The sequence below is a fragment of the Sinorhizobium psoraleae genome, assembly GCF_013283645.1.
Classification (GTDB): domain Bacteria; phylum Pseudomonadota; class Alphaproteobacteria; order Rhizobiales; family Rhizobiaceae; genus Sinorhizobium; species Sinorhizobium psoraleae.
Genome location: NZ_JABEKV010000003.1, coordinates 543,975 through 568,668, shown reverse-complemented (window position 1 = coordinate 568,668; position 24,694 = coordinate 543,975). Strand labels below are relative to the sequence as shown.

At 61.6% G+C, this 24,694-nt stretch carries 20 protein-coding genes and 3 pseudogenes; 9 read left to right on the top strand and 14 right to left on the bottom strand.

What is annotated here, in order from left to right:
• Nucleotides 1–323: 323 nt before the first annotated feature.
• Genes ILFOPFJJ_RS18420 through ILFOPFJJ_RS18390 form a run of 7 tightly spaced genes read right to left on the bottom strand, consistent with a single transcriptional unit; the run spans nucleotide 324 to nucleotide 9,188 of the window.
• Nucleotides 324–1,319: an FAD:protein FMN transferase gene (locus ILFOPFJJ_RS18420; protein WP_173512495.1), complete on the bottom strand. Its 996-nt coding sequence runs from the start codon at nucleotides 1,317–1,319 to the stop codon at nucleotides 324–326.
• Nucleotides 1,312–1,869, bottom strand: coding sequence for a nitrous oxide reductase accessory protein NosL (locus tag ILFOPFJJ_RS18415; protein ID WP_173512000.1), 558 nt, complete (start codon nucleotides 1,867–1,869; stop codon nucleotides 1,312–1,314). Before ILFOPFJJ_RS18415 ends, ILFOPFJJ_RS18420 begins: the two co-directional genes overlap by 8 nt.
• Entirely contained in the window at nucleotides 1,866–2,693 is an 828-nt protein-coding gene (locus ILFOPFJJ_RS18410; RefSeq protein WP_173511999.1) for an ABC transporter permease, read from the bottom strand. The genes ILFOPFJJ_RS18415 and ILFOPFJJ_RS18410 overlap by 4 nt, the downstream gene beginning before the upstream one ends.
• Nucleotides 2,690–3,604, bottom strand: coding sequence for an ABC transporter ATP-binding protein (locus ILFOPFJJ_RS18405; protein ID WP_173511998.1), 915 nt, complete (start codon nucleotides 3,602–3,604; stop codon nucleotides 2,690–2,692). Before ILFOPFJJ_RS18405 ends, ILFOPFJJ_RS18410 begins: the two co-directional genes overlap by 4 nt.
• Nucleotides 3,601–4,932 carry a nitrous oxide reductase family maturation protein NosD gene (locus tag ILFOPFJJ_RS18400; RefSeq protein ID WP_246299681.1) on the bottom strand — a complete coding sequence of 444 codons (1,332 nt, stop codon included), beginning with the start codon at nucleotides 4,930–4,932 and terminating at the stop codon, nucleotides 3,601–3,603. Before ILFOPFJJ_RS18400 ends, ILFOPFJJ_RS18405 begins: the two co-directional genes overlap by 4 nt.
• A 44-nt stretch (nucleotides 4,933–4,976) precedes the next feature.
• Nucleotides 4,977–6,896: a TAT-dependent nitrous-oxide reductase gene (gene nosZ / locus ILFOPFJJ_RS18395; protein WP_173511996.1), complete on the bottom strand. Its 1,920-nt coding sequence runs from the start codon at nucleotides 6,894–6,896 to the stop codon at nucleotides 4,977–4,979.
• A gap of 24 nt (nucleotides 6,897–6,920) precedes the next feature.
• Nucleotides 6,921–9,188, bottom strand: a complete 2,268-nt coding sequence (locus ILFOPFJJ_RS18390; protein ID WP_173512494.1) for a regulatory protein NosR — start codon at nucleotides 9,186–9,188, stop codon at nucleotides 6,921–6,923.
• Nucleotides 9,189–9,341: 153 nt separating this feature from the next.
• On the opposite strand from ILFOPFJJ_RS18390, the gene ILFOPFJJ_RS18385 reads away from it, so the two are divergent.
• A complete protein-coding gene (locus ILFOPFJJ_RS18385) occupies nucleotides 9,342–10,172 on the top strand; it encodes a ferritin-like domain-containing protein (RefSeq protein WP_173511995.1) in 831 nt (276 codons plus the stop codon).
• 338 nt (nucleotides 10,173–10,510) lie between these two features.
• Here ILFOPFJJ_RS18385 and ILFOPFJJ_RS18380 read toward each other — a convergent pair.
• From ILFOPFJJ_RS18380 to pqqA, 3 genes and pseudogenes are all read right to left on the bottom strand, one after another.
• A pseudogene (locus ILFOPFJJ_RS18380) lies at nucleotides 10,511–11,248 on the bottom strand (SPASM domain-containing protein); the annotation flags it as partial.
• A 3-nt stretch (nucleotides 11,249–11,251) separates the two neighbouring features.
• Nucleotides 11,252–11,428 (bottom strand): annotated as a pseudogene (locus tag ILFOPFJJ_RS36500) (pyrroloquinoline quinone biosynthesis protein B); the annotation flags it as partial.
• Nucleotides 11,429–11,476: 48 nt separating this feature from the next.
• Nucleotides 11,477–11,572 carry a pyrroloquinoline quinone precursor peptide PqqA gene (gene pqqA / locus ILFOPFJJ_RS18370; protein WP_026187092.1) on the bottom strand — a complete coding sequence of 32 codons (96 nt, stop codon included), beginning with the start codon at nucleotides 11,570–11,572 and terminating at the stop codon, nucleotides 11,477–11,479.
• A 497-nt stretch (nucleotides 11,573–12,069) separates the two neighbouring features.
• Here pqqA and ILFOPFJJ_RS18365 point away from each other — a divergent pair, with 497 nt between their 5' ends.
• The 5 genes from ILFOPFJJ_RS18365 to ILFOPFJJ_RS18345 all read left to right on the top strand — a co-directional run bounded on the left by ILFOPFJJ_RS18365 (nucleotide 12,070) and on the right by ILFOPFJJ_RS18345 (nucleotide 18,669).
• Nucleotides 12,070–13,836, top strand: a complete 1,767-nt coding sequence (locus tag ILFOPFJJ_RS18365; RefSeq protein WP_173511994.1) for a PQQ-dependent methanol/ethanol family dehydrogenase — start codon at nucleotides 12,070–12,072, stop codon at nucleotides 13,834–13,836.
• Between the two features lie 75 nt (nucleotides 13,837–13,911).
• The gene (locus ILFOPFJJ_RS18360) at nucleotides 13,912–14,631 is read left to right on the top strand and encodes a response regulator transcription factor (RefSeq protein ID WP_173511993.1); all 720 of its coding nucleotides are present in this window, start codon (nucleotides 13,912–13,914) and stop codon (nucleotides 14,629–14,631) included.
• 84 nt (nucleotides 14,632–14,715) lie between these two features.
• On the top strand, nucleotides 14,716–15,894 hold the full coding sequence (locus ILFOPFJJ_RS18355; protein ID WP_173511992.1) for an FIST N-terminal domain-containing protein: 1,179 nt from the start codon (nucleotides 14,716–14,718) through the stop codon (nucleotides 15,892–15,894).
• Nucleotides 15,894–18,098, top strand: coding sequence for a hybrid sensor histidine kinase/response regulator (locus ILFOPFJJ_RS18350; RefSeq protein ID WP_173511991.1), 2,205 nt, complete (start codon nucleotides 15,894–15,896; stop codon nucleotides 18,096–18,098). Before ILFOPFJJ_RS18355 ends, ILFOPFJJ_RS18350 begins: the two co-directional genes overlap by 1 nt.
• Before the next feature lie 145 nt (nucleotides 18,099–18,243).
• Nucleotides 18,244–18,669, top strand: coding sequence for a pseudoazurin (locus ILFOPFJJ_RS18345; RefSeq protein WP_173511990.1), 426 nt, complete (start codon nucleotides 18,244–18,246; stop codon nucleotides 18,667–18,669).
• 322 nt (nucleotides 18,670–18,991) lie between these two features.
• Here ILFOPFJJ_RS18345 and ILFOPFJJ_RS35120 read toward each other — a convergent pair.
• Nucleotides 18,992–19,215: pseudogene (locus tag ILFOPFJJ_RS35120) on the bottom strand (GFA family protein); the annotation flags it as partial.
• A gap of 115 nt (nucleotides 19,216–19,330) precedes the next feature.
• Between ILFOPFJJ_RS35120 and ILFOPFJJ_RS18340 the strand changes: the two are divergent.
• Nucleotides 19,331–20,110, top strand: coding sequence for a class I SAM-dependent methyltransferase (locus ILFOPFJJ_RS18340; RefSeq protein ID WP_173511989.1), 780 nt, complete (start codon nucleotides 19,331–19,333; stop codon nucleotides 20,108–20,110).
• Nucleotides 20,111–20,311: 201 nt separating this feature from the next.
• Here the strand turns inward: ILFOPFJJ_RS18340 and ILFOPFJJ_RS35115 are convergent, their stop codons facing one another.
• The 3 genes from ILFOPFJJ_RS35115 to pedA1 form a co-directional block, all read right to left on the bottom strand.
• The gene (locus ILFOPFJJ_RS35115; protein ID WP_312032707.1) at nucleotides 20,312–20,437 is read right to left on the bottom strand and encodes an ATP-binding cassette domain-containing protein; all 126 of its coding nucleotides are present in this window, start codon (nucleotides 20,435–20,437) and stop codon (nucleotides 20,312–20,314) included.
• A gap of 90 nt (nucleotides 20,438–20,527) precedes the next feature.
• Nucleotides 20,528–21,496: a YVTN family beta-propeller repeat protein gene (locus ILFOPFJJ_RS18330; RefSeq protein ID WP_173511988.1), complete on the bottom strand. Its 969-nt coding sequence runs from the start codon at nucleotides 21,494–21,496 to the stop codon at nucleotides 20,528–20,530.
• A 1-nt stretch (nucleotide 21,497) separates the two neighbouring features.
• Nucleotides 21,498–22,685 (bottom strand): lanthanide ABC transporter ABC transporter substrate-binding protein PedA1, encoded by a 1,188-nt coding sequence (pedA1, locus tag ILFOPFJJ_RS18325; protein ID WP_173511987.1) that lies wholly within the window; start codon nucleotides 22,683–22,685, stop codon nucleotides 21,498–21,500.
• A 147-nt stretch (nucleotides 22,686–22,832) separates the two neighbouring features.
• Between pedA1 and pedF the strand changes: the two genes are divergently transcribed.
• Both pedF and ILFOPFJJ_RS18315 read left to right on the top strand, forming a co-directional pair.
• Nucleotides 22,833–23,519, top strand: coding sequence for a cytochrome c-550 PedF (pedF, locus tag ILFOPFJJ_RS18320; protein WP_173511986.1), 687 nt, complete (start codon nucleotides 22,833–22,835; stop codon nucleotides 23,517–23,519).
• Between the two features lie 3 nt (nucleotides 23,520–23,522).
• Nucleotides 23,523–24,425: a substrate-binding periplasmic protein gene (locus ILFOPFJJ_RS18315; protein ID WP_246299680.1), complete on the top strand. Its 903-nt coding sequence runs from the start codon at nucleotides 23,523–23,525 to the stop codon at nucleotides 24,423–24,425.
• Nucleotides 24,426–24,694: the final 269 nt, after the last annotated feature.

Below are 24,694 nucleotides of genomic sequence, written 5' to 3'. Positions count from 1 at the left end.
CGCCCCTGCGGGATTTTTATCGCCTGAGCTGCCCCGACTGCTGCCCGCCATCCTCAAGGCGCTGCAGGATTTCGCGCACGAGCCGCATGTCCGAGCTGAGATTGTTCAGCAAGTTCTCTACGGCCGGCATCGAGGTTGCGGCCTCGGGAGACCGAGGATGCCGGCACGTGCCGCCTCAGCGTAAAGCTCGGAAAGCGGGTGTGGCGGGCTATCCTGGACAGCCAGGATCGGATCGCGAGCGAAGAAATGACCATTCTTGGCAAACGCGTGCGGCCCTGATCCTACAGCGCCCCTCGTCTTATCAGGCGCGCAAAGGACGCTGCCTACCCGAAGCGGGTGCGTTCACCCGCGTTGGAAACGAGGTCAACGGTAAGATCAGGGTGTCGTTCGCCCATGAGGCGAATGTTGGACATGTCCATCAGGCTGAACGCAGTTGAGAAAGCATCCGCTTCCGTCGCCGTCGGGGCTATGACACTGATCCTCTTGAAGAGTTTCGGCGCTCCCCCGCTGTGCGGATCGATAATGTGGCCGTAGCGGCCGGAGTCGCCGAAAAGAAAGCCGTCCTGGCTCGACGTAGCGACGGCCTTGTTGACGATGTCCAGAGTGCTTTCCGGTGCCGGCGCATCTTCCCTCGACGCAAGACCGACCCGCCATGGGCTGCCGTCGTTTCGCGCTCCGATTGCGCGCATCTCCCCCATGCTGACGAGGCTGTTTGCGATGCCCGCGTCCTTGAGCAACTCGACGACGCGGTCGGTTATGTAGCCTTGCGCGACGCCGTTTAGCGTCAGGGCCATTCCTGGCCGGATGAACGCCACGCGGTCGCGGCCGAGCCTGACCTTGTCGAAGCCGACCCGCGCCAACGCCTGCACCTTCTCGTCATCGGACGGGCCCGCGGGATCGGGACCCTCTACGGAGAAATGCCCTGCGTAAAGCGCCCACAGCGGCTGGACGGTGGGGTCGAAGGCGCCATTCGTCGCCTTCCAGTATTTGCGGCACGCCTCAAGCAGGCGCACCAGATCCGAAGGCGGAGCAGCAATTGCTCCCGCCCGGTTCAGCTCCGAGAGGACCGAGTCGCTCCGGTAGAGGCTGAACACGCTCTCGAGCCGCGAAACCTCCGCGATAACGCGGTCGATCAGACGGGCGGCTTGTGCCTCGTCATCTACGTGCAAAATTATTGTCGCCGGCGCTCCCAAGGCCTGGCCCTTCCAGGTGACCGCGGGGGCAGCGGCCCTCGCTTGCGTGCCGGGTCCCAGCAATGGAAGTCCGGCAGCGGCGGCCATGATGCAGACAGCACGGCGGCGCGTAATCGGATTACCCATGAGTTTGCCCCCCGCCATGGCTGTCGATCTCCAAACCCGCGTCCCGATCGGGAGCATCGGTCCCCAGCACGTAGTCCCTCGGAATCTCGGTAAATCCTGTCACCTGCCCGCCGTTCTTCGCGGCAAAATTCCTCGCGGCGCCTTCATCGAGGAACGGCACTGCTTCCTCGGCCCCCATGCCGCTCTTCACGCTGCTGCGGATGACGTAGAACGCCTTCTTCGCGTCGATCCAATTCTCGGCACCAGGATCTCCCCAGCTCTTTGCAGCGCCCATGTCGGAAACATAGATCGCGGCAATGTCTTTCGGCTCCTCCGGCAGCATGATGAATGCCACGGTGTCGCGCGCCGAGGAGAACCAGATCGGCTCAGGAATGTCCCGGAGGATGACCTGCCCCTTCGGCCCGGGATGTTCGAGGACGTTCATGCCGCAATAGCGCCCCATGGCATCGGCCGTAAGCGCGTATGGAGCGGGCGTTTTCGCCTCCTCCTTTTCACAACCACCGAGGAGAAACATTGCGGTCAGCATTGCCGCAGTAAGCGCCAGCCTCATAATTCCCTCCTTGAGAAGATCACCGTGGCGAAACCGAGCGGGGCAAGCGCCCAGAGCCCGAGAGCGGCGAGCAGAACCGATGAGGAAAGGCCCGTGTGGTCGGCTACACCCCCCATGGCAGAAAGCGCACTCGCACCGCCGGAACCGAGATTCAGCAGCCGATAGACATCGGTGGGATTGGCGAGCAGGAGTGCGTTGAGAACGGCCGTCGGTATTGTTTGCCCTTGAGCGGCAACCAGGCCGCCGAGCAGCGCCATATCGTAGATCAGTACGAAGAACAGCCAGATCCCGATCGCGATGCCGCCGGCCGTGGTCCGCTCGCTCGCCAAGGAACTCGTCAGGTATCCGATTGCGGCGAACACTGCGCCCAGCAGGATCGAGGATGCTATCATCGATGCGAAGGCGCGCCAGCTTTCCGGTCCGATCTGGCTTCCTGTCGCCATCAAGGCTATGGCGGCCACGCCGTAGCCGAATAGCGTCGCGAAGGCGAGTATCGCCAGGTGACCGAGGAACTTGCCGAGGACGATCTCGCGACGTCCGATGGGATAGCTCAGAAGAAGAAGCATCGTCCCCCGCTCCATCTCCCCGACAATGGCGTCATGGGAAAGAAGGAGCGCGATCAGGGGCACGAGGAAGATCGTGAGACTTGAGAGGCTGACGATGACGACATCGAGCCTGTTGACGCCGACCGTGCCGGTCGGCGCGCTTCCAAGAAACGTCAACGTCAAGGCAAGTGCCGCCATCAGCAGCGTCGTTGCCAGGACCCAACGGTTGCGGGTGCCTTCCTGTATCTCCTTCCCGGCGATCGTCAGAACATTTCTCATTTCATCACCTGGGCTTTGAGAAAATGGGCGTAGAGGTCATCGAGCGTCGGCTCGGTGATCGTCAAACCGGAGATCAGCGCCGCATCTGCGGTGATGTCGTGCAGCAAGCGGATTTTCCGATCGGGCAATATTTCCGCGTCGAGGACACCGTCCGCACTCCGGTGCCAGTTCATGCCATCATTCGCCCATCGAGGTGCTGCGTCGATTTGCGAAAGGTTGACGCTGATGCGTGTGGGCAGTTGCGCGATGCGACGTAAATCGTCGAGCGTGCCGTCCGCAATCGCCACGCCGTTGTTGAGGATGATGACGCGATCCGTGCGCCCTTCGAGCTCCGTCAGCGCATGCGACGAGAGCAATACCGTGGTGCCCTTCTCTTGCAACTCCGCGATCAGATCGTAGAAGTTCCTCCTGAGCGCCGGGTCGAGCCCGCTGGTCGGTTCGTCGAGCATCAGGATCCGTGGCGCTCCGAGCAAAGCTTGAGCGAGCCCGAGGCGCTGCCGCATGCCCTTCGAATAGGTCCGGACAGGCCGGTCAACGGCTTCCGCTGCGAGACCTACGCGCTCGAAGAGTTCCTCTGCGGCGGTAGCATCGACGCGCTTTAGTCGCGCATAGAAGCGCAAGGTCTCGCGTCCAGATAGTGCCATGTTGAACGACACGCTTTCCGGCAGGTAGCCGAGGCGTTGACGCACCGCGAAGTCGCCAGTGGCAGGATCCTCGCCGAGGACACGCACTGTGCCCGCCGTGGGCCGGATCAAGCCGAGCATCAGCTTGATGAGCGTCGTCTTGCCGGCGCCGTTATGCCCGACGAGCGCGACCGTCTCTCCCGCGCGGAGCGTGAAGGATACGTCCCGGACGACGGTCGACTTCCCATAGCGCTTGGCCATGCCTGAAACCTGGACGGTCTCATTCATTGTGTAGCTTCCTTGCGTTGGGTCGGAAGCATCAGCGGATGGCTGTCGACGACACCTCCTGGCAGAATCGCCGGAAACTGCGCCTGGGCCCAGCGGATGACCTGAACGGCGGGGCTGCTCGTCAGAAGTTTGGCCTGGGGCGAAGTCCAAAGCACCCTGTCGATGAGATCGTTGGGCCTATAGGGACTGTCTCCGACCCCGTCCCCGTTGAGATCGAATGCCGGATTGTCGCTCCAGTAGTTGCCTCTGCCGTCCGCCGACCAATCGAGGTGACGCGTTCCGACATATTTGACCTGGTTGCGATTGTTTATGAACGCGTTGCCACTGATGCCGTTGCCTTCCGATCCTGCCGTGAAGTGAATGCCGATCGCGCACCCCTCGAACACGTTGTCCCGGAAGCGATTTTTGTTGGCGTTGTAGATGAAGACGCATTTTTCCGGTCCAAGACGGCGGTTTCCGTCGGCGACCGCGCTCCCCTCCTCTGTTTTGGGCATGCCGTGTTCGCTGGATCGGGTTCCTGCCGTTAGCCAGCGCTCGGTCGGTTGCAGGCGACCGACGACGACATTGCCGGTGATTTCGGAACCGTTCGCGTAGTTCAGCAGCAGACCGCGGTCGCGATCCCCATCCGAGCGATTGCCTTTTATTTTCAGGCGGTTGGAAAACATGATCGCATAGCCGACGGCATTGCCCGTCGACACGTTGTTGCTGATCTCGCTGTCGTTTGTGTACATGTAGTGAACCCCGAAACGCAGGTCGCGGAAGCGATTTCCGCTGAAGACATTCCGCCTGCTCGCGTTGGTCGAGATTCCGTCGCGCCCGAAGCTGATATCGTTGTCGAGAACCATCGAGCCTGGCGCATTCCATACCGTGACGCCATTCCCTGCTTCACTCAGGCGGCCTTCCTGCAGGCCGGCAATGCGATTTCCCCTGACGATGCTTTCTGATGCTCCGTGAAGATACACCCCAAAGAGATTGCCGGTAATCGTGTTGTCCTCGATCACGGCGCGCTTGGCGGTCTTTGCAGCAAAGATCCCCGAATCGAGCTTTGTAAGATCAATACCGGAACCGCTCACCTGCAGGCGGCGAATCGTAACGCCCTCCGCGGTGATCGTGATGACGCTGCCCTTGCCATTCCCGACGACCGATGCGCGCCCCTGTCCTACGAGCGACAAGGCTTTGTCGATCGTGACGGGCCCCATGTGTTCCCCGGCCTGCAACGTGATTACGTCGCCGGGTGTCGCCGCATCGATCACCGTTTGGAGGGGCCGCCCCTCGTCCGGTGCAACGGAACGGCTTTCCGCACGCGCGAGCACCGGTAAGGCGGCCATTATAGCCGCCGTCCCGATTCGCAATGTCAGGGCTCGCAAGCTCATCATGCTGCCGTAGGTTCGACGAACATGCGTCCCTTCATTTCCATATGCATGGCGTGGCAGAACCACGAGCAATAATACCAGTAGACGCCTGGCTTGCTGGCCTTGAAGGTGACAGAAGCGGTCGCCTGTGGAGCCACTTCCATGTTGACGCCGTAATTGACGATGGCGAAACCGTGGGTCAGGTCTTCGACCTCGTCGATGTTGGTCACATAGACGGTGACCTCATCGCCCTGCTTCACGGTGAAGGTTTCCAGGCCGAAGGCCGGAGCGGAGGACGTCATATAGACGCGCACCTTGTTGCCGTCTCGAATGACTTCCGAATCGACCGTGAGATCGATGTTGTCCGCCTTTGCCTGGGCTACCGCGTCCGCGAAGAAGGGATCCTCGCGGTTCCAGACGTGCACGGGGTTGATCTTGGAGGCATGCACGATCGTCGCGTCATGCGGCTCGGCAAAGGTCGGGTTGTCGTGGACGATGACCATTTCTTCCCCGGAAATGTCGATCAGCTGATCGTTTTCCGGTTTCAGAGGGCCGACGTTCAGGTAACGGTCCTTGGAGAACTTGTTCAGCGAGATCAGCCACTTGCCGTCGGCGTCCTTGGTCTGCCCCATGGACGTGTGGTTGTGGCCAGGTTGGTAGTGGACATCGAGCTTCTGGCGAATGGGATCAACCTTCACACCCGCATAGGCACGCTTGGCGTCCTCGATATTCCATTTGCAGACCTGGCTATCGATGAACAGCGTCGTATAGGCGTTGCCCTTGCCATCGTAAGCGGTGTGCAATGGGCCGAGGCCAAGTTCTGGTTCAGCAACGACCGTGTCGCGCGGCTTGATCTTGTCCTCGAACAGGTCATCAAACTTGCGCACGTCGAAGACGGTCACGGTCGGAGACAGCTTGCCGTTCGCGACGACGTGGATCCCGTCAGGTGCCGTGTTGATGCCGTGCGGGCTGTTCGAAACCGGGATATAGCGCGTGTAGGGTGAGCCCTTGCGACCATCGAGAACAGGCACACCGCCCATTTCCTTGTAGTCGCCCTTGGCGACCGCTTCCTCGATCCGCTTGAGATCGAACACGACGACCCAGTCCTGCTCGCTGGCCATCATCTCCGCGAGGTTGACGCCCTCTTCGGAGTTGTAGCAGGTGGCAAAGCAATACTTGCCCTGATAGTCGGCATCGACGTTGTCGAGGTTGCCGTCGACCATGACTTGCCACGCGACCTTCATGGTTTCGCCGTCGACCGCGGTGAAAATCGCGCTGTACTGCTTATGATCGTCCAGAACCTTGCCGTCGTTCGGGATCGGCACGCGATCCTCGCCGTTGCAGAAGACGTATCCGGTTTTCGGATACTTCTGAACCCGCATGCCGTGAACAGTGTGCTGGTTGGGAAGCTGGATGATCTTGTCGCACTTCATCACGTCGAGCCGGATGCGGCAAATGCGTGTATTCGCCTTGTCGTTGGCGAAGAGATAGCGCCCGTCATAGGTCCCGTCGGTGAACGAAGGATGCGGGTGGTGAAGATCGCCGTTGAGATAGAGGCCGCCCTGCTCCTTCAGGAACTCCACGGTCTCGGGAAGCAGCCCTTCGGTCAGGATCTTTCGGCTTTCATTCGTCTGGCCCCAGCCCGTGGCGCTGCACCGGTTGAAGACGGGGATCCGCATCATTTCACGCATTGACGGTGCGCCGACGACGCGGACTTCGCCTGTCTGCCCCGATGAGAAGAAGACGTAGTATTCATCGAGCTCACCCGGCTTCACTTCGTAGCTGGAGCCGGATGCTTCCTGCGCCTTTGCCGGCGTTGCCGTGCCACCCGAGAGCGTCAGCGCGCCACCGGCGCCCATTGCGCCGGCGGCCGCCACAAACGCGGACGTGCCCAGCATTTGTCGTCTGTTCAGACGCATTTTGGTTTCTTCGTTTGACATTGTGCCTCTCCTTGGATGTTGGCGTCAGACGGGATTTTCCGGTGCCTTCTCATGTCTCCTGATCGGGACACCCTTGTGGGTCACGGCGGTCTTCGCCGGCGCCTCCCCCCGCGAAGCCGGGGTGGAAAGCGCCATGAACTTCTCGCGTTTCAGCCGCACCTGGATCATGTGCGGACAGCGCTGATCGTCGTGGTAAAGCTCCTGGCAGTGCATGCAGTAGATGCACTCGTTGACATTGATGCCGCCCTCCGGGTGGATCGATTGGACGGGGCATTCTTTCGCGCATCGCTGGCAGGGCGAGCCGCATTCCGGCCACCGCTTCAGCCACTGGAACATGCGGATTCGCCCAGGAATCGCGAGAGCGGCGCCCAGCGGGCAAAGGTAGCGGCAATAGAACCGTTCGATGAACAGCCCGGCGGCGAGCAGGGTCAGTGCAAAGATGACGAAGGGCCATTCGCGCGCGAATTTGAGAATGATGGCCGTCTTGAACGGTTCCACTTCCGAGAACATTTCAGCAAGCGCGAGCGAATAGAGCGACAGCCCGAACAGGCCGAGGAAAATGATGTACTTGATCGGCCAGAGACGTTCATGCAGTCCCCAGGGCACGCGGACCTGCGGCACTTTCAGCCACCGGGCAATATTGTTGGTCAATTCCTGCAAGGCGCCGAACGGGCACAGCCATCCGCAGAAAGGACCGCGCCCCCAGAAAAGCAACGCGGCGGCAACGCTTGCCCACAGGAGAAAGACCAAGGGGGCAGAGAGAAAGAACTCCCACTGGAAGCCGGTCACGAGCGAGTTGAAGAATGTCAGGACGTTGACGACGGAGAGTTGCGCGTTGGCGTACCAGCCGAGCCACACGAGCGTGAAGGTGAGATAGCCACGCCTCACCCACCCGAACAACACCGGTCGTTTCACGAGCCAGTCCTGAAAGAAGAAGATGAGGGTGAGGACAAGCACCGCTGCAATCGCGATCGCGACCGATATGCGGTTCATATCCCACATCTTCATCCAAAGTGGCGCGCTTGCCGCAAGCGGATCGTCAGGCGCGATCTGCTCGACGGCACCTGGCTCCGGGGGCGGTGCCGGTGCAGCTTCGAACTTCACGTAGGCATCGGGGAGCGTGTAGCCGAGATTATAGGGAAGCACCGCCTTTTCGCGCCCCACCGAACTGCGCTGGACCAGCAGTTGCAGTTCCCAGGGAGCCGTCACATCGAAGCCGAACTCGGCCGGAACCACGAAAAGCGCAATTTCGCGAAGATGCGGAGCCCCTGCGGCGGCAAGTGCGGGCAGCCGCGTGTGATTGCGGTCGCGGAACCGCAGGCCCTGGCCATCCTGGAGAAGCTCGATGCGGTCGAAGATGCCGCCTCGAACGTAACCTGATCCCTTGAATGAATAGGCTCCGTCCCCCGCCACGACGATCGCTTCTTCACCGGGTTTGAGTTTGGCGCGCATCTGCTCATAGCGCGCTTCGCCCAGGAGCGACCTTCCAATGCTCGGGACGCTGACCGGTGCGATGTAAAGGTCGATGAACCTGTCGCTTGGCTTGCGTGTCTCCGGGTGCGCGGCCGCGCTTGCTTGCCCCGCCTGCCGGAATGCGCCCGAGACCTCTCCGACCGTCAGCCGGAGGCTTCTGATCGAACCGTCGCCGACGAGCGTCTGCCAATCGCTGAGGTCGCTTTTGTGAAGATCCACCCTGCGGATCTCGGAGGAAGGTCCGGACGCGGCGGCGATGTCCGCGCCGAGCCTGTTGCTGCGGATGAGCTTGAGAGCGGAGCGGACGATGCTGTCGCCCATGACGAGGACGGTCACGGTTGCGCCGCTGACGATATCGACCTGCGGCGGCCGTTCGGCACCCGCCGAGACGCGCCCCAGATCTTTGCCGATCAATGAATTGACCGAAGCAACAACCTTGGCCTCCGGAATGCCGATGAGGACGATCGGCTCCTTGTGCTCGATGAGTTTCAGCCCGCGTACGATACCCTTGGGATCAATGCCGACGACGATATGGATGGGCTTGCCGGAATAACCGACCGAACTCGTAACGTCGGAGTTGAGGAAGGCGTATCCCAACAACTCGTCGCCGTGAAAGATGGGCGCGATCGGAGGGTTCCCCGTCGCCTCGCCGAAACGGGTGGCGCCAGGGAAGATTTCCCCGGGCTGCACCTTCTGAAGCTGGGCAGACAGCTGGCCGGCGGCCATGCTTGGAAAGGCAACGAACAACGCGATGCAGAAAACGGTGAGACCGCGGACAAGGCTTTGGAAATACATTTGACTGATCGCTGTCTGGCACATCGATTTCTGGGCCGTAGGCGCCCACTGCATCGCGTCCATCTGACATGACCGAGAAGGAACTTCTTTGCGCCAAATCAACCCCATCCAATTCGTTTCGGGCCAGTCTGCCCCTGTTAGAGGAATCGTTTCGCGCGCCAGCCGGGAGAGCAGAAGATGCCGGAGAAGAAGACGGAACCATGGGCAATGGCGTCGATGGACGAATTGCTCGCCTTCGCGTGGGCCATGGAACAAGAGGCGATCGACGGCTACGTTTCGCTCGCAGCCCGCATGCGGGCGGAAAACCGCCCCGATCTTGCCGCGGTCTTCGAGCGTCTAATCGCGGAAGAAAGGGGACACATTGGCAAGGTGGACCAATGGCTCGGTGACAGGACGCCGGAGCCCATCACCCTGGCCAAGCCGCTCTTCGACGACGAAGGAGCGGGCGTTGTTGCTCCCGAGCTACTGACCTCGTACCGCGCCTTCTCCATTGCCGTGCGCAACGAGGAACGAGCCTTTGTGTTTTGGACCTATGCGGCGGCGCATGCACCTTCCGAGGAAATCAGACAGGCGGCCGAACGAATGGCAAGCGAGGAACTCAGCCACGTGGCGACGCTGCGCCGCGAGCGGCGGATGGCATTTCATGAAATGCGCCGCGCCGATTCCGACTCCATGAAGGGCGACTTGCCGGCATTCGAAGAGCGGCTTTCGAAACTGTTGTCTCACGTCCCAGCGCCGGCATTTGGTGAGCGTGCGGAGCGATTGCGCGGCTTCGCGAACGAGGCGCTGGAGCGGGCAAGCGCTCTGAGAGTGGTGCCACCCGCGGAAACGCTTCTCTTGCAGCACGTTCCGAAGAACGTGACCGGACGTATTGTCCCGCTTTGCGAATTCCTGCTCGATTGTTATCTGGACCTTGCGGAGCGCGAACGCACGGAGCCGGTGAGGGCGCGGATGCAGACGTTCGCCAGCGAGGTCATTCGCTGCCTCTATGCAGCACGGGAGCAGTAGGCGCTGCCACCCGCAGGAGGCACGCAGTTGCTGTGGGTGCTGGAACTCAAACCGCCGCGAGCGGTTGTGCGTGCGGAAAAGTCACCTTTCCAAATTTGCGTTATGTCAAAAGTCGATGGTGTCAGCCGGGCTAAACCGTGCTGCGACACCAAGATGCGAGTGTCTTCCAACAAGGAGAGCTGAGAGTCGCAAGGGCAAGACGCGGCTTTCGCCCGCTCGCGGTCCAAGGCATATGGGATATGCCGTAGTCGTTCTGGCGGTTATGTTCGCTTGGTTTGCCGACGGGCCAGCACCTTTGCCGGCGGCGAAACAGGTGCCTATACCAGGCCTGAGTGGCTCTACCGTCCGCGGTAGCTCAACGTGGCCGACGACATCGCCGAAAGCCGTTCCGTGTCCCGCGTCAGGCGATCGCGAAGCTGCGAGCGGATGCAAACCGGATCGGTTGCGCTGGCGACGCCGGCAAGCGCCATGGCCTGGCAACGGCAGCCGCCGAAATCCAGCTTCTTTCGCTCGCAGCTCCGGCACAGGTCCGGCATCCAGTCCTCGCCGCGATGGGCGTTGAACGCGTCACTTTCGTACCAGATCGTGGCGAGCGCGGCTTCGCGCACATTCTCGAAAGACAGGCTCGGGATCGTTTCCGCGGCATGGCACGGAAGCACGCGCCCCGAAGGTGTGACGTTCAGGCCGACACGGCCCCAGCCGCCCATGCAGGCCTTTGGATAGCTGGAGTAGTAGTCGGCCGGCACATAGTCGATCACCAAGATGCCCTGATATCTTTCGCGCGCCGCCGCGACCGTTTGCGTCGCCTGTTCGACCTGTTCGCGCGTCGGCATGAGCGCCGCCTTGTTGCGCTCGGCCCAGCCGTGAAACTGCACCGTTGCGACTTCGATACGGCGCGCCTTCAGCCGTATCGCCAGTTCGATCATGGCCTCGATCTCGCCCATGTTCTGCCTGTGGCAGACGGCATTGAGCGTCAGCGGGATCCCGGCATCCGCCACCCAGCCCGCGATCGCGATCTTTCTTTCATATCCGCCGCTGTAGCCGCCGATCCGGTCGGCGCTTTCGGGCGAAACGCCCTAGACGGCCCAGGCCTCGCCGTCGAGGCTGACGGCCAGCGACGATTGGGTCTGCGGCCTGACGGCGGAGGCAGGATCGCGCGCCATCGTGCAATTCAAACAGCCGCAATTCCATTGCGGGAGACCGCCGCCGGCGGCGGCCCCCAAGACGACAAGACGAAGATCGGACGCTTCATTCACTGGTCTATCCCGAGACGCGTTGTGAGCCGACCATCGTGCGGCGGAGCGTCAGAAGAGGATGGGCTCATCTCCGTCCGCAGGAGCGTAGCGGGTGATTTCCATCGCGCAGCTGACTTCAATGAATTTTGGTTTATGCCAGGACATGTTTCCTCCATTCGTCCGATTGGTGTGCTCGCTCCCGCATTTGCAGGCGCCCTTGCATCTGGATCGAACACGAAACAAGCTTTGCTCGCAAAGAGCGCTGCTTGGGTGAGAGGCCGGAACGGCTTTCTCCGCTCCGGCAAGACCCGGCGGCGCCGTCGCCGGGATTGGCAAATCGTTTCCTGGACGAAAGTTGCCGATCGCAGACCGTCATTGGCTGGTAACGCACTCCTTACCCGAAGCCGTAACGAAAAGCTCTTGGCTGGTCGCCTTCTGAGATCGAACCTACTTCCGTAAGCAAATGGTAACGACCGCGCAGATCTCCGCAATACGACCTAGGGACAATCGACATCGGGCCCGCCATGGGTAACGCGCGGAGCCACAAGGGCCGCCGACACTACGACCAAGGTGCAATAGCCCACGGCTTTGTCGTGGGAGGATGATCGATGCCGCTAGACGGTTGCGGCTTACGCGACCGATTGCGAGGGAAGGAGATCGATATGAACAGATTGATGCTGGCTGCCGTGACGGTCCTGTCACTGGCGGGACTGGCCCAGGCGGAGGTGACGGAGGAAGACCTCGCCAAGGACGCCACTACGGTCGGCGATGTGCTGACGAACGGCATGGGGAGGGGTCTGCAGCGCTTCTCCCCGCTCGAGACGCTCAACAAGACCAACGTCAAGAACCTTGTGCCCGCTTGGGCATTCAGCCTCGGCGGCGAAAAACAGCGGGGGCAGGAAAGCCAGCCGATCGTCTATGACGGGATCATGTATATCACCGCCTCCTACAGCCGCCTTTTCGCCATCGATATCAAGACCGGTAAGGAGCTCTGGCAGTTCGACGCCCGCCTACCGGAAGGCATCCTTCCCTGCTGCGACGTGGTGAACCGGGGTGCTGCAATCTATGGCGACAATATCTACCTCGGAACGCTGGACGCCCGCCTCGTCGCACTGAACCGCAAGACGGGCGATGTGGTCTGGAACAAGAAGATCGCCAATTACAAGGAGGGCTACAGCTACACCGCCGCGCCGCTGATCGTGAACGGCCTCGTCATTACCGGCAATTCCGGCGGCGAGTTCGGCGTCGTCGGCGAGGTGCAGGCGCGCGACGCCAAGACAGGCGAGCTTGTCTGGACTCGGCCCGTCATAGAAGGGCACATGGGCACCTACAAGGGCAAGGAAAGCACCATGACCGGGACGCTGAACGCGACCTGGCCCGGCGACATTTGGAAGACCGGCGGCGGTGCCACCTGGCTCGGTGGTTCCTACGACGCCGATACCGACACGCTTGTCTTCGGCGCCGGCAACCCCGCCCCCTGGAACAGCCACCTGCGTGGCGCCGGCAAGCCGGTCGAGGGTAACAAGGGCGACAATCTCTATGCCGCGAGCCGCCTCGGCATTAATCCCGAGAATGGCGAGATCAAGTGGCACTTCCAGACAACGCCTCGGGAAGGATGGGACTTTGACGGCGTCAACGAGGTCGTTCCCTTCGTCTCCAAGGATGGCAAGAAGCGGTTCGCAACCGCCGACCGAAACGGCTTCTTCTATATTCTCGATCGCGAGGACGGGAAGTTCGTCACCGCCTATCCCTTCGTCAAGAACATAACCTGGGCCAAGGGCATCGATAAGAACGGTCGTCCGATTTATGTGGAGGAAAACCGTCCTGGAGATCCCACTGCGGCGGCCGACGGCGGTAAGGGTCAGCAGGTCTTCGCGGTCCCATCGTTCCTCGGTGGCAAGAACTGGATGCCGATGGCCTACAGCCAGAAGACCGAACTTTTCTATGTGCCCTCGAACGAATGGGGCATGGACATCTGGAACGAGCCGATCTCCTATAAAAAGGGCGCGGCCTATCTCGGTGCCGGCTTCACCATCAAGCCGCTTTTCGAGGACTATATAGGCTCGCTGAAAGCGATCGACCCCGACAGCGGTGAGATCAAGTGGGAATACAAAAATAGCGCTCCGCTCTGGGGCGGGGTGATGGCAACGGCAGGCGGCCTTGTCTTCGTCGGGACGCCCGAGGGTGAGTTCAAGGCTCTCGACGATGAGACCGGCGAGGTCCTCTGGACGTTCCAGACCGGTTCCGGAGTCGTCGGCCAGCCCGTCACCTGGGAGCAGGACGGAGAGCAATATGTGTCGGTCATTTCCGGCTGGGGCGGTGCCGTTCCGCTCTGGGGCGGCGAAGTCGCCAAGAAGGTCAATTACCTCAACCAGGGTGGAATGGTGTGGACCTTCCGTTTGCCAAAACAGTTGGCTTTGGCACAATAGGCACAAGGGGCCGGGCTTTGGCAGCCCGGCCCTCGAACGCCGTGACTACGGCAGAATAATGCGGAGCGCGCGCACATGATCATCATCCGCAACTCCTTCCATGGACCGCGTCCGAATCTGGTGCCGCCTCTACTTAAGCCCATCGAGTTGCGATCGGCGCTGATCGTGGACGATCACCCCTTGTTCTGTGATGCCCTGGCGATGACATTGACCGGTCTTGTCGGCATCGAATCCACCGATTCCGTAGGAACGCTTGAAGCCGCCCTTGCACGGCTTGACGGCGATACGCCGCCGGATGTCGTGGTGCTCGATCTCAATCTGCCGGACGTCAATGGACTCGACGGCGTCGTCCGCCTGAGACAGGCGGTCCCCGGGGTCCCAATCGTCGTTGTCTCGTCGCTGGACGAATTGAAGATCATCCGGGCCTTGCTCAAGGCCGGGATCAATGGCTTCGTGCCAAAGCATGCGGTTCGAGACGAGTTTCGTGCCGCCTTCGCGGCGATCGCTCGGGGCGAAATCTATGCGCCACAGATGGCGCTGGAGCCGGGCAGCCCTTCCTTGTCCGACGAAGCAATTGCCAGGCTGGGGCTGCTGACGCGCCAACAGGCGAAGATCCTGCAGCTCGTCTGCGCCGGCCTGATGAACAAGCAGATCGCCTATGAGCTTTCCATCGCCGAAACCACGGTGAAGGCGCATGTCACTGCGATCATGCGCAAGCTCGGCGTCCAGACGCGGATGCAGGCGGTATTGTTCGCACAGGAGGCTCGCTTCACGGCATTAACGCCGGAGGAATGACGCCCGCGACCTGCGGTGGCCCTCCAAAGGTCACTGGATTCCAGACCGATTACGGTTTTACTGTAGTTTCGGGAGGAAGAGGGAATGAGAATATTCGGTGGGAGCGGCTTCGCGTGCGAGGCGATTGTCCCGCGCGGCAGCGTTTCGGCGCGCGATCCGAACGCCTTGGAGACACTGGCACGGCAACTGGGGCCGGGGCCTTTTTCGCTAATCATGCTTTTCGTTTCGCCGGCGGGCGACCTGGAGCATCTGCCCGGCGAGGCAGTGCGGGTCTTCGGTGACATCCCGATCGTTGGCTGCACCACCGCAGGCGAGATTTCCGACGCCGGCTACAACGAGGACTCCATCGTCGCGATTGCCCTGCCCGCAGAGTACTTCCGCGTCGAAACGCTGACGATCCCCGACCTGATGCGGCTCGACCCGCCCGCTCTCGCCGCCGCCCTTGTCCGAACGCGCACGGCGATGGCTCAGCGCTATCCCGAGCTTGCACACGAGTTTGCCATCCTCCTGGTGGATGGGCTTTCGCAGAAGGAAGACGAACTGACCTCGGCACTTGCGGCTGGCATGGGAGCAACACCGATGCTCGGCGGCTCGGCCGGCGACGGGACACGCTTTGCCCAGACCTTCGTGCTCGAGGGCCACCGGGTGAAAGAGAACGCGGCCGTGCTGGCGCTGGTGCGCACGGAGTGTCCGATCCGCGTCTTCAATTTCGATCACCTCGTGCCGACAGAAAAACGCATGGTGGTCACCGAGGCCGATCCCGGCCACCGCATCGTCCGCCAGATCAACGCCGAGCCCGCCGCACGAGAATACGCGCGCCTCGTCGACATGGATCCCGAGCAGCTCAGCACCTTTACGTTCGCCGCCCATCCGGTCGCGGTCCGCATGGGAATGCGACATCACGTGCGCGCCATCCGTCAGGTCATGGAAAACGGCGACCTTGTTTTCTTCTCGGCGATCGACGAAGGCGTGGTGCTGACGATCACCGAACCCGGTGACATGGTCGGTCAGCTCAACCGCGAGCTCACTCGCCTTTCCTTGCCCGAGCGTCCGACAGCGATCCTTGCCTTCGATTGCATCCTGCGCCGGTTGGAGGCTGAGGAAAAGCAGATCGCTGGCCGCGTCTCCGAGCTCTTGCGCCGCCACGGCGTTGTTGGCTTCTGCACCTATGGCGAGCAGTTCGGACCGATGCACGTGAACCAGACGATGACCGGCGTCGCCATCTATCCGCCAGGCACTGTGCTACCCGAAAAGGTTCCGTAATGGCCCGCATCTCTGATTGGCTGATTGATCCCGACGCCCATCCCGAACGCAACACCGAGAAGCTTTTGACCATCGCCGAAGTGCTTATGCGTCAGGTCGAGCAGGCATCTGGCGAACGCGGGATCGCCTATGAGCAGTTCCAGCGCGCCGCCCAACTGGAAGAGCGGGTTCGGCAACGCACGTCCGATCTCGAAGCGACGCTGAAGGTGCTCAACGATACGAATGCGCGGCTGGCTGAGGCCAACCATGCGACCGAGCGCGCTCGCCGCGACCTGGCCGATGCCATCGAGGCGGTGGAGGAAGGTTTCGCCCTCTTCGATGCCGGCGAAATCCTGGTGATGTACAACTCCCGATTTTGCTGCGATCTTCAGGACGTGCGAGCCGTGCTTCATCCTGGGCTGCCGTTTGCGGATTATATCGAAGCCTGCAGCCGGTCGCGCTTTCTGGCCCTACCGGAGGGCGAGGCACCGGCTGGCTGGATGGCAACGAGGATGCAGCGCCATCACGCGCGCAGCGTGTTCCAGGTGGCGCTCGTCGGCGACCGCTGGCTGCAGGTGAGCGAACAGCCCACCTCCAACGGCGGTACGGTCGTGCTCCAGACGGATGTCACCGAGATCATTCGCATGGAGCGGACGGAACGCGGCAGGATGCTGGACGATCAGGCCCGCCTAATCCGTGCGACGCTGGAACATATCAACCAGGGAATTTGCATCTTCGACGCGGGCGGTCGGCTGGTCGGCTGGAACGAGCGGCTCCGCCTGCTGCTCGATATTCCGGTGACCGTCCTGCGCACTGGCACCGGCTTCGACACGCTGCAGCGCTGGATCCGTCGCGACAGCGAACTGGTCAGCGCCCTCGCTCCTTCGGCCCTTTCCGCCTGGGCAGCCCAAACGACAACGCGGCCCCCCTTGTTCCTGGAGATCCGTCGCACTTCGGGAATGATTCTCGTCGTGTTTGCAGAGGAGACGCCGGATCGAGGCTTCGTGATGTCGTTCAGCGACGTGACGCGCGAACGGCAGGCGATCCAGGCGATGCAGCGCGCCAACGCTTCTCTGGAGGCGCGGGTGGCGGCCCGTACGGAAGACTTGCGCGCCGCGCTGGCGGATGCGGAACGGGCCAATTCCACGCGCGCGCGTTTCGTCGCAGCCGCCAGCCACGATCTCTTGCAGCCGCTCTCCGCCGCAAAGCTCTTCGTAGCCTCGGCCCGCGACGAGACAGAGAACGATCACGCCGGCAGCACACTCGACAAGGCCCACAAGGCGCTAGCAAGCGTCGAGGCGATCCTCGGAGCGCTGCTCGATATCTCGCGGCTGGACGAGGCTGTCGTCGAGATTTCGCCTGTGCGCCTTGCACCGCTGATCGCCCAACTCACCGACGAATTTGCGCCGACGGCCGAGCGCAAGGGTCTGAAACTTGCCATGCTGCCTTGCACGCTGACGGTTTACAGCGATCCGGCCTACCTGAGGCGGATCCTGCAAAACCTGATCAGCAATGCGATCCGCTACACGCGCACCGGCCGCGTCCTCGTGGGACCGCGGCGCATACCGGGCGGCGTGCGCATCGAGGTGCATGACACAGGTCCCGGCATTCCCGCCGAGGAGCAGCGGGCGATCTTCCGCGAGTTCCACCGATTGAATGCCACGGCATCCGCCTCCGAGGGCCTCGGACTTGGCCTCGCCATCGTCGAGCGCGCCTGTGCGCTTCTCAACCATCGACTGGCTTTGCGCTCGACGCCGGGCCGCGGCACATGTTTTGCGATCGAGCTGGAGCAGGCGGCCGCACACACCGCCGTCGGCTACCATCGTGGCGACGCCGTGGAGGACGGATGGTCAGGCGACGGCGGCGATCGGATCGCACTTCTCATCGAGAACGACGAGGAGCTGCGCCATGCGATAAGCCTGCTCCTGGAGCGACGACGCATCACAGTTCTGGAGGTGGCGAGCGGCGAGGAGGCATTGGAACTGGTCGATGAGATGGGCATTGTGCCCGATCTTTATCTGGTCGACCAACAGCTCGGCGACGGACTCACGGGCATCGAAACCTTGATGGCTCTGAAGATGCGTCACGGCGACCGGCCTGCAAGGATCATCACCGCCGACCGGACGCCGAGCGTGCGCGAGGCCTGCGCCGCGGCTGAGATCGAGATCATCTACAAGCCGATTGACCCTGACGTACTCGAAGCCTTCATCGCCCGAGCGGGATGAGTTTGCGCCTCGCATCCGATGCTCCAACCATTTGGAATTAAATCACATTTTTTTGTTTCATCGCGATTGGCACCAAGGTCGCATTGCGTCGCCCTGCCCTTTCGATATTTGCTTGTGTCAGTTTCAAAACCGCAGGAAGAGATGAATGCTGAGAAGAACGGGTATCATGGCCGCGATCGTGCTCATTGCCGCAGGGGCCTTCGCCGAGGAACACGAAATAAAGATGTTGAACAAGGGCGAGAGCGGGGCGATGGTCTTCGAGCCGGCCTTCGTGAAAGCCGCACCCGGCGACACGATCCGTTTCGTACCGGCGGACAAAGGCCACAATGTCGAGTCGATCAAAGGCATGCTGCCCGACGGCGTGGACAAGTTCAAAAGCAAGGTAAACGAAGAATACGTGATGACCGTCACCGTGTCGGGCCTCTACGGCATCAAGTGTTCGCCGCACTTCTCCATGGGCATGGTGGCATTGATCCAGGTCGGCGACGTGCCGGCCAATGTCGAAGCCGTGAAGGCGGTGAAACTGCCGAAGAAGGCCGATGAGCGGATAAAGGCAGCACTTTCCCATTGAGCGAGCGACGCAAGAAGAGCCCACAGCGCCGCGGGTTTGATCGGACGCAGCGCTGGAGCTTTATCACGGTCCCGAGACTCTTCGCGAAAGTCTGGCCTTCAGTGCCCAACACAGACTTCCCCCTTGCGTGGACAGCTGACCTTGCAAACAGTTTCGCTTAGAGAAATCGTCTACGGACTGGCGAGCGAACCGGCGAGATGGGGCAAGATACTCGCCGTCTATGTCAAAGATCCGGACAACCAGCTTTAGCCCCGGTCCAAAAGATCGATCAGGTGGAAACCGACGTTCGGTGCGCTCACGGCTGCCACCGCGGCGATTCAGGCTAGTATTGGCCGGTTGGAAGGCTTGGGAAATGCTCTACCATTTCGCCAAGCTGAACGCACTTATGTTTTGACTGTTCGAACACTGATGGCAGGCGGCGCGAAGTCTGGGTCGGCAAATGAACCTACCGCAACCCCGATCCAGGACGGGGAGCCATTGGCCTTAATAGACGGTCGAGTCGCAAGTCGGGCAAAAATGCATTCGGACGTTGCGACCGCTTTGCGCCATTGTTTGATCCTTCCGATTGCAAATTAAAACCAAATTTGTTTCTGCACATCTGATTTTCAAATAAAACCAGTTTAATAGTCGATACGCTTCAGGACAGAAAGGGTGATTTCTCATGGGGCTGCAGTGCGCTGATTTTTACGACGCAGAGCTGTCGCGGCATAATCGGCATTTACGGGCCGCTGCCAGCGTCGGAATGCGCGACCGAGTGCTCGATGTCGGTTGCGGTGCAGGCCAAACCACCCGTGAGGCCGCCTGCGTCGCGGTGGAAGGGGAGGTGATCGGGGTGGATACTTCTGCTGAGATGCTGAAGATTGCGCAGCAACGTTGCAAAGATGCAGGGCTTCGGAATGTCGTGTTTGAGCTGGGCGACGCGCAACACCACAACTTTCCGGCTGCCAGATTCGACCTATGCATTAGCCGGTTCGGAGTAATGTTCTTTGCTGATCCGGCGGCGGCATTTGCCAATATCGCCCGGGCAATGCGCTCGGGGGCGCGCCTTGCGTGGATGGTGTGGCAGAGTCAGGAGCGCAATGAGTGGTCAGGCGCCATAAGGCAAGCGTTGGCTCCGGGGCGCGCGATTTCAGAAGATGCCGGCAAGGCGTTTTCACTTGGCGATCCCGCCATCGCCACAGAACTTCTTAGCGCTGCCGGCTTCGCCTCGATCGACTTTGTCGAGATTCAAGAGCCGGTCTTTTACGGACCAAACGTTGATGCCGCTTTTGATGCGCTCACCGATCTCTATCTAGTGAAGGACGCGCTCGCGCGCACGGATGAACCACCGGACCAGCCACAGCAGCGGCTGCGTGACTTGCTGGACTCGCATATGACTGCCGAAGGTGTGTTTTTCGATTCGCGTGCATGGATCATCAGCGCTGTGCGAGCGACTGATTGATAGGGGACTGTGTGGTGTGCAATTTCCAAGGGTTCAGCGGTTGCAAAAATCGCCCTGGCGGTCCGCAGCTTTGAGGCTCGGCGGCCGCAAAGGCCGGCGAAAAAAAGAAGATTGCGCCGGACGGTGAGATCGAGGTCGATGGTCCGCTGTTGGAGGACGACGCCGATGTGCCGAAGGGCGCCCGGCGGTTCGCGCGCGAGATCATAGCCAGCGATCGAGACCGGCGGCGTGAAAAAGCCGTGTCATAAGGCCGAACAGCGTCGACTTGCCGGCGCCATTCGGCCGGAACAGCGCGCAGAACTCACCGCGGCAAACGGAGAAGCTCACGTCTTGGAGTGCCCGCTTGCCGCCACATATGGCTTATCGAATCGATCGCCAGTCCGCTCATGCTCGCCCCTTCCGATGGTTTCCTGTCTGTCACGGGCGGGCAGCAGCCCCCCATGGAAAGCGGCCGACCTTGATTGACTTGACCGGTTCGCGCGCTGCCACATCGATCACCGTGACGTCGCCGGAAACACCATTCGTGGTGAAAAGCTGCTTGTGATCGGGCGAGAAGGCCATGTGCCAGACGCGTCGGCCGACGAGAATGTATTCCTCGACCGCCAATGTCTTCATGTCGATCACGGCCACGTGGTTTGATGGGCCGAGCGCGGCGAAAGCCGTTTTGCCGTCGGGCGCGAATTCAAAGCCGACGGGCTGGATCAGGTCTGCATTGATTCCGGCGATGCCGAACGCGATCTTGCCCTTCTCCGCCTGGGTTGCGACGTCGAAGACGGTCACCGTGCCACCGATCTCGGAGGATACCCAAAGCTCGCGCCCGTCCGCGGTGAACTCCGCATGGCGGGGCCGGCTGTCAACCAGCGTATTTGCGAAAATCGTCATTGTCGTCGTATCGATCCAATGCGCCATGTTTGTCGTCTCGGAAGTCGTTACGACGATCTTGCCGTCTGGCGAAACAGCCATGCCCTCGGGCTCGATGCCGACATTGATCTGCGCAACGACGTTGCGGGTATCGACGTCGACCACCGTCGTCACCGCGTCGTCTTCGTTTGCGATCCACAGGTGCTTGTCGTCGGGTGCCAGCACGAACTGCTCCGGATCCTCGCCCGAAGGAAGCTCATGAAGCATTTCGCCAGTTCGGGCGTCTCTTACCTCAACCGCGTCGCTGTCGGATGCGCAGATATAGGCGCGCGAATGGTCGGAATTGAATGTGATGCCGCGCGGGCGTTCACCCGTGGCAATGGTGCGCACGACTTCGAGCGTCGCGATGTCTATCACCGAGATGTTGTCGTCCTTCTCGTTGGTGACCCAGATTTCGCCGGCGGCCGCAGCGTCCGGAAACGCGACAACGGGAAGTGCCATTAGGAAAACAAAGATCAGCCTCATCTCATCCCCCGAACGCCTCGCAGGCGCTTTCCGCGCGGTCGAGACCCAGCGTGTCCATGTCGCTTCCCTGGTGCAGATAACCATCGAGCGGCGCGAGCTCGACGAGTGCGCGGGCGTTCACCACAGGCATTGGCTGACGCAATTGCCCGTTCCAGTCGCGGTAGCTGAGCGAACGGCCCTTGAAGCCGTCGAGGGCAAACGCATCCGACAGGATGTAATTCCGCAGCTTCATCGGATCGGCCGAGTTCATCCGCGTTACCGCCTCGGCGACCGTCCGCAGTGCCGTCCAGGCGGCGTAATCACGCGGCCGCATCTCCCGCTTTGCCGCAGCTTCGAAGCGGTTCTGCAGCTGCACGGCCCCCCATTGTTCCAGAACTGGCGCCCAACCCTCACCGCTTAGGCCGTCGGCGCCGGCAACCGGACGCGGCAGCCAGGTATTGTCGGCAACATAGCGAGCGAAATCGTCCGTCTTGTCGGCAATCAGCAGCACGTCGTAGTCGGGAAGGTCCTGCGTGAATAGCGGCACCTCCTTGCTGGCTGCGCGCCTTAAGTCAGTGTCGAAGGTCCAGGCCTTCTCGGCGAGGATTTCGACGCCAAACTTCGCCGCAGCGGCTCGCAAGGTTGCTGCGAAGTTCTCGTCCTCTGGCCTGGGGCCGACGATCAGGGCCGTGCGCGTCCAGCGGCGCGCTCTCAACACCTGCATCAACGCATCGGCGCCCATCGCATCCTCCGCAATCGTGTGCAGGAGATTGGCACGGCACTCGCCGTCGCGCAGGCGGCGTTCGCCGGACGCGACGTTGAAGAGCAGTGCGCCCCCCGCCTCGGGCAGGTCGGCGACCGTCAGAATGCCTTCGGCGGACGCATCGAGGAGAAGAACCAACGAAGCAGCGAGCGCGGTTTTCGCCGCCGCCGCAAGATCGCCTCCCGGCTCAACGGAGACGACCTGCAGTCTGTAGTGATGGCCGAGGAACTTGCCGGTCGTCTCGCTATCGGCCAGAGCGACCCTCGCTCCTGCGATCCCCAGATCCGCGGGGACCGGATCGAGATTGGAAAGCACCGGCGGCGCCTTCTGCTCCTGGCGCAGATAGGTGACGGCGACGGTGATCTCCGCCTGAGCCACCCCGGCAGCGCTAAGATGCGCAGCCAAAAGGCATGCGGACATTGTCCGTCTGATGCGGATCTCCGACATTGGACGCTCCTCCCACGGAAGACGTTAGGGTGGGGCCGCCGAGGGTGGAATACGACCTAGGTACCATGCCAGGCCGCGACCTAGGTCGTATTCCGCGGCACCGGCGACGGGCGTTAAAAACCCCAGCGAGATCATGGAGGAGGAAAGATGTCCAGAAACCGTATCCGAGCCGGGCTTGCGGGGTTCGCATTGTTGGCAACAGCGACGATGGTCGTCGCGCATGGCGACGTCGCGCCCCAGCCGGTCAACACCGATGCGTTGCCCGAAATAGGTGAGGAATGGCTGACGGAGAACCCCTATCGGGAGGCGAAGGCCGGGCATGATGTCTGGCTGAAAGCCGTCGAGGTCGGCGCGTCCGGCTTTAATCAGAACTGTGCCCGTTGTCACGGGCTCGGCGCCGTATCCGGCGGGCTTGCCCCCGACCTTCGCTTCCTGGAAGCGGAGGAATATGGCGACGAATGGTTCATAGAGCGCTTCCGCCACGGTTACACCCAGGACGGCACGACCAAGATGCCTGCCTTCGGGGATATTCTCGGCCAGAAGGCGGCCTGGGCGATCCGAACCTATATCGAGACGCGCCCCGCAGACGGGGCGCTCGACGCTCACTCGGATCGGCTGCATGAAGTGCGGAATGAGCTTGCTTCGACCAAGGTCGAGGATCCAAAGGCGCTGAAGAGCGAACTCGAAAAGATCGCCGCTGAGGTGGAGACGGCTTCCGGCGCACCGGTTGCCGACAGCGTTGCCTACGAGGCAGCCCGGGTTCTCGGCGAGACACCGGAAAGCTGGAAGAAGGCGAGCGAAATCCTGACTGTCGGGCTTTCGGCGACGGAGTGAGCCATGCATCCTCTCAGGGCCATGGCGCTCGCAGTATTGGCCTGCGCCGTCGTGCCAGCCGTGGCCTTCGCACGATGCGATGGCCACGTGCCGCAGCCCAAACCGCAGAACACCTTTCCACAGGACGTCGGGCGCTCTTTGGATCGGGTGATCGAGGAGGGCTGGATCGAGTTTGCGATCTATGAGGATTTCCGGCCGTGGTCCTATGAAGAGAACGGCCAAGCACGCGGGATCGATGTGGACATCGGCCAATCGATTGCTGAAGCACTTGGCGTCAAGGCTCGTTTCCGGCTGGTCCAAGCGGGGGAGACGCTCGACGCAGATCTCCTAAACTACGTCTGGAAAGGCGCGGCGATCGGCGGCCACGTCAGCGATGTGATGCTGCACGTGCCCTATGACAGCGAATATGCGTGCCGGATCGAGCAGGTGACCTTCACCGGCCAATACGCGTCCGAGACCATCGCGATCGCCTACGACAAGAAGGATTATCTCGAAAAAGGACCGACGCCACCTTTCTTCCGCTACGACGCGGTGGCCGTGGAAAACGACTCTATTTCCGACGTCTACCTGACCTCTCTCCTCGGCCCGGTAGACAAGATTCGCCGCTATCGCAGTACCGCGCTTGCCATGGAAGGTCTGGCATCCGGCGAGACCATGGCCGCAATGGCCCCGCGCGCGGAGCTTGAGGCGGGCATCGCCTCGCATCCCAAGGCGAGCCTCGCGGTGCACGAGCCGGCACTTATGGGCTTTGCCCGTGGCAAATGGACTGTCGGAGTCGGCCTGAATTTTCAGCACAAGGATCTCGCCTATGCTGTCGACGACGCCATTGCGGCGGCGCTGGCCAACGGAAGGATCGCTGCGATCTTCAAGAACTGGGGCATTACCTTCGAGCCGCCGACGCGATGACAACCTCAAGACCGTGCGACCGCAGCGGCGGTGGCGGTGAGCCTTCCCTGTTGTTGCGCATCATTACGTGGATGAATGGTTCGCTACAATCGGCGCGTCGGCCTCGTTGCGCCGGTCGGGGATATGTAGGCACGCAACGTGTCGCAACGAACTGAGGTTGCTGTCCCGTGCGGGGCTATAGTCTACGCAGAATGGCGCTTATCCTCAGCGGATGGAGCAGCGCCGCTCCCAAGCATTCGGCTACTATCCTGCGGAGACGACGATGCTTG